General features: G+C 55.9%; 4 protein-coding genes. All 4 read right to left on the bottom strand.

What is annotated here, in order from left to right; translation table 11 throughout:
- Nucleotides 1–14 precede the first annotated feature (14 nt).
- The 4 genes from KOR42_RS25860 to KOR42_RS25845 all read right to left on the bottom strand — a co-directional run bounded on the left by KOR42_RS25860 (nt 15) and on the right by KOR42_RS25845 (nt 3,816).
- On the bottom strand, nt 15–1,115 hold the full coding sequence (locus tag KOR42_RS25860) for a hypothetical protein (protein ID WP_146512688.1): 1,101 nt from the start codon (nt 1,113–1,115) through the stop codon (nt 15–17).
- Nucleotides 1,116–1,132: 17 nt separating this feature from the next.
- Nucleotides 1,133–1,459, bottom strand: a complete 327-nt coding sequence (locus KOR42_RS25855) for a hypothetical protein (RefSeq protein WP_146512687.1) — start codon at nt 1,457–1,459, stop codon at nt 1,133–1,135.
- 79 nt (nt 1,460–1,538) lie between these two features.
- Nucleotides 1,539–2,111, bottom strand: a complete 573-nt coding sequence (locus tag KOR42_RS25850; RefSeq protein WP_146512686.1) for a sigma factor — start codon at nt 2,109–2,111, stop codon at nt 1,539–1,541.
- A 250-nt stretch (nt 2,112–2,361) separates the two neighbouring features.
- On the bottom strand, nt 2,362–3,816 hold the full coding sequence (locus tag KOR42_RS25845) for a hypothetical protein (RefSeq protein ID WP_146512685.1): 1,455 nt from the start codon (nt 3,814–3,816) through the stop codon (nt 2,362–2,364).
- Nucleotides 3,817–4,052 lie beyond the last annotated feature (236 nt).

The raw sequence follows: 4,052 nt of genomic DNA, 5'->3' as shown, positions 1-4,052 counted from the left end.
CAGCAGCGACTGCATCAGAACGATTCCTCCGGTGAGATCATGCTCACGATCACCTCGAAGTCGACCGTCGACTTGCCGTGTCCGGTTCCGCTGCGATCGAGATAGATTCCCGGTCGATCAAGCGAGCGAGTTCTGACCTGCACCATCAACTTGCGGTACTGGTCGTCGTTGATCACCGGTCGGGAATCCACATCCAGCCGCTGTTTCGGTGGCGGTGTGATCTCCTCAATGTGCAGCCCCTGCAGAAACAGATGTTGCATCCGCAGGGGTTGATCACCTCCATGCTGGTTCAGCCACTCACGCAGGTCTTTACATCCATCGGGAGGCAGACTCCAGCCGACCGGTCGTTGCAGCTGTTTGGCCAGTTTGGTGGCGGTGCTGATCGCGCCGTCCTTCCCGGGCCAGAGACCGGAAGGTTTTTGATCCCGTTCTCCCAGGACCACGATCTCGCGCTCTTCCGGGACCTCAACGAGCAGTTCCGCAAGCTGATTCACACCAGCTCTGTTGCTCGGTCGACCGACCACCGACAGTCCCAGCAGCATCGCTGCGGCCACATCAGAGGCTCCTTCGACCAGCAGCAACGGACCGGAACCGGTATCCCAGTCATCGGGATAAGTCAGACCCGCCTTCGTTCCGGTGAGTCGACGCTTTTCGCCATTGCGATAACGTTTCTGGAGTCCGGTAACGGTGCCGCTGGCATCCCGTTCCGGGAACGACCAGCAGCGCTCGTATTTGCAGTAGCCGACGTTCAGTCGACGCAGGACTTCGATGCTCAGCCCGAGTTGCTCCGCCAGTTCCGGAAGACCGAGTTCGGCGAACTTCGCAAACTGAGCCAGCGTCTCGGGCAGACGGTTGGGGGTCTGAGTTTTTTCGGGTTGATGGTGAACCTGTGGTGGTGCAGCAGTACGTGATTCCCAACGCCACCGATCCGGATGTTCGCTCAGCAGATGCAGCCACCCCGCTTCTCCGAGGTCCTTAACCGCTCCCTCCGAGATGCGTGGGCAGATCGCCGCACCACCATCCCGCGACACCAGACACCAGTCCGGTTTTCTGCAGACCGGACAACACCGCTCGGCAGTTACCCGCACATAACCTGAGTACACATGCGCAACCATACAAACTTCTCCTTGGCTTAAAACGCGGATTGAGGTTCCAGTTCAGGGATCGATTTCCAGGCAAGGCCCGACACATCGTCCCCAGCGACTGGTCGAACTTCGAACATCATTGGGCTGAACTCCCGATGCAGAAAGCCGACGAAGATCCGATTCAGGTCCCGGCCCACGTCACTCCCGGCGTCAATCGTTACGGTCCGCTGATCGTCATCGACTTGGCAACGGCTCTCTAGACGGACTCGACTTTCTCCATGCAAAGACTCCACAGCCCAAACGCTGAGCAGAAGTGAGGCTTCCACCTCGGCCATCTCGATCTTCGGTGAGAACATGTAGCAATGCGCAGCCACTCTCCACCTCTCTCGTTAGAGTGAATTTCCCATGACTATTAAGTACTGAGAGAATTCAAACTTTCACGGTGAATTCCGGTCATTTGTTCGGACCCAGCGTCTGCAGCGGGCGACGAAGTTTGTGAATCCGATCGACGAGCGTCGAACGAGGGATACCCAGGCGCCGAGCTACTTCCGAGACGTGCAGATGTAACAACATCTCCGTAATCTTCTGTCCGTCGAGATCCAGCTGATCCCGCAGCCACTGAAGTTTTTCTCGAACGATCCGCTCCCGCTCCGAATCGTTAGCAACTCCCCGACGTCGGCGACCATCCTGGCCACTCAGCAGATCTCCCAGGGACGTCTGATCATCAATCTCATCGGACAATGAACGCACGTTGAGTTTGGTCGCCCGTCGCTTCCGGTACTCGGTCGCAGTTAGTCGATCCAACATCGTCGTCACAAAGGCTCGCCAGCAACCCCGCCCCGAGTCAAACGCCTCCGCCCGCCGCCACACCTCCAGCCGAAACGACTGCTCCAGATCCTCCCGATCATGCGCGTTCAGATTCAGGGACCAGCAAATCTGTCCTGCCTTCTTCTGAATCAGCCGACCCGCAAACCCACTCGTCAGTTCTGCTCCCAGGTCAGGGAGACCACGCGTGCTGCGTTTCATCTGCAACTCCTGAATTGCTCAGGTCCAGACGATTCCGGACCACTCACAAAATTCAGGGTTGCTCGGAGGTTGCTCGATGCTGCCGGGACTCAAGACAATGCGAGACGAGCAGAGGCCGATCTACATAAGTTAATTCGATGCAATCACTTACCGATTTGCAAAACTTCTAATAAAATCATCGCGACGAGCAACCGAGCAATCTGAGATCAGCTCCCGTCAGCAATCGAGCAATCTGATCGACGCTGGCAAGCTACATTTCCTCGCGCCGCTTGAACTCCACTTTGCCCTCATCGTTGGTCACCACGTACCCAACCTCGATGATCGATCTCCAGCCCATTGAGACATGTGGGATCGGATTACCCACATTCTCGTAGTTTACCTTTCCGGCTATTGCGATTGCCTCCCGGATTGCTTTCTTTGCTTTGGCAAGAGCGTGAGTCACACGATTTAACAGTTCCTTTTGGGAAATCGAACGCCCTCCTTCTGAGACCGATGTAAGTGCATCCCTCCGTAAGAGCGCCCCACTCTCTTCAGCCAGTTTCAGCATCAACTTCGTGGGAAATCCCTGCGGTATCGGCACTCGACTGTACTGTCTCCATTGGTGGCGATACATTCGGAACAGCCACCAGTGTCCGGTCGTCCCGTCCAAACCCACTCCCCAGTTGGCCAAGACGGCGGTTTTGGGGGTCACCGGTTTGGGATTGCGACCTTGTTCCCGTTCGGCGGGGCTGCAGCTCATCGGCGATTCCTCCTCCTCGTCGCACTCATTTTCTTCGGACGCTCGCATGGCCGCCAGCTGACGACAGATCTGATTGACCTTCGTGTAGATCTCCTTCAATTCCGGAAGCTGACTAATCAGTTGATCGTGAGCCTCCATCTCTTCCTCGAGTGTCGGACACAGGTCATCCAGTTTGTTGCGGACGGCGGCGGTGAGACAGCAGAGGGGTGCTTCGATCAGTTCCCTGAGCCGAACGAGGTGTTCCTGAAGCGGGACCAACTCGGCAGGCCAGTCCAGTTCCAGCAAGTCGAGATCTTCCGGCGGGAGTTCGTCGCAATGTTGTCTCCAAAGCTGTGGGTCGACGGGGTAACAGCGAAACAGGGAACGCCCGAGTGGAAGCAGTTCCACATATGACATCGAGCGGTATTCCTGGACGGGGCGTTCCAGGCTCTGCAGAAACTCAACATAACTGGCTCCCAGTTCTTCAATCTCTTCTCCGATGTCAACTTCGTGCGAAAGTACGTGGGAACAAGATCCGAGTGGGATCCATTCCAGCCAGAACTCTGGTGGACGTTTGGGGGGTGGAACCCGTTTCGCCATCTGTTCAGCCAGATGCCGGTCATACACCTCCTGGAGTTCGGGCGGCACGCTGAATTGATGATTGATCAAGAAGAACGCAGCTTGCACGGTATCCAACTGGTGGATCCGCAACTCTCCGCCCGTCTCCCACTGGGTCCTCCCATCCAACAGGACCTCACGACAGTCGCTGCTCCGGACTTCTACAAACTCACCGGTTTTCAGGTGATAGATCACAATCAGAGTGGGCCCAAGAGCTGAAAACCCGGACGGCTTCGTCAGAGCCCAGCGACCATCAGCATCACGCAGCGGACAAAACCAGATTCCGTCCTGAGACCGGAGGGTACGATCCTCAAATACAAACTCTTGTGTAAATGCCTGTTCTTCCTTGAGGTGACGTTTCCAAAACACCAGAGGCGATCCTTTCCTGAAAGACGTGAGAACTCGTGACGCATGCAGAGAATCGAACGCGACGAAACCGGTCACCAAAGAATTTTTCAACACACGGCTCCGATTTGCAATTTATACCGTGAAATCCATTTTCGTGCGAGTAGTTAACTGGTAGGGAACTCAACTGTTGGCCACTCCGAAAGGGGACTCGAATGCAATTCGACTCACAAAGCGAAGTTGGGATAGTATCCAGAATC

Origin of the sequence: Thalassoglobus neptunius, from assembly GCF_007859735.1 — a bacterium.
Lineage (GTDB): Bacteria > Planctomycetota > Planctomycetia > Planctomycetales > Planctomycetaceae > Thalassoglobus > Thalassoglobus neptunius.
This window is presented reverse-complemented; position numbering and strand designations above follow the sequence as displayed.

Bases quoted from the DNA above. Each gene is read 5' to 3' on its own strand.
- KOR42_RS25860 (WP_146512688.1), bottom strand. From the start codon at position 1,115: ATGGTTGCGCATGTGTACTCAGGTTATGTGCGGGTAACTGCCGAGCGG.
- KOR42_RS25850 (WP_146512686.1), bottom strand. From the start codon at position 2,111: ATGAAACGCAGCACGCGTGGTCTCCCTGACCTGGGAGCAGAACTGACG.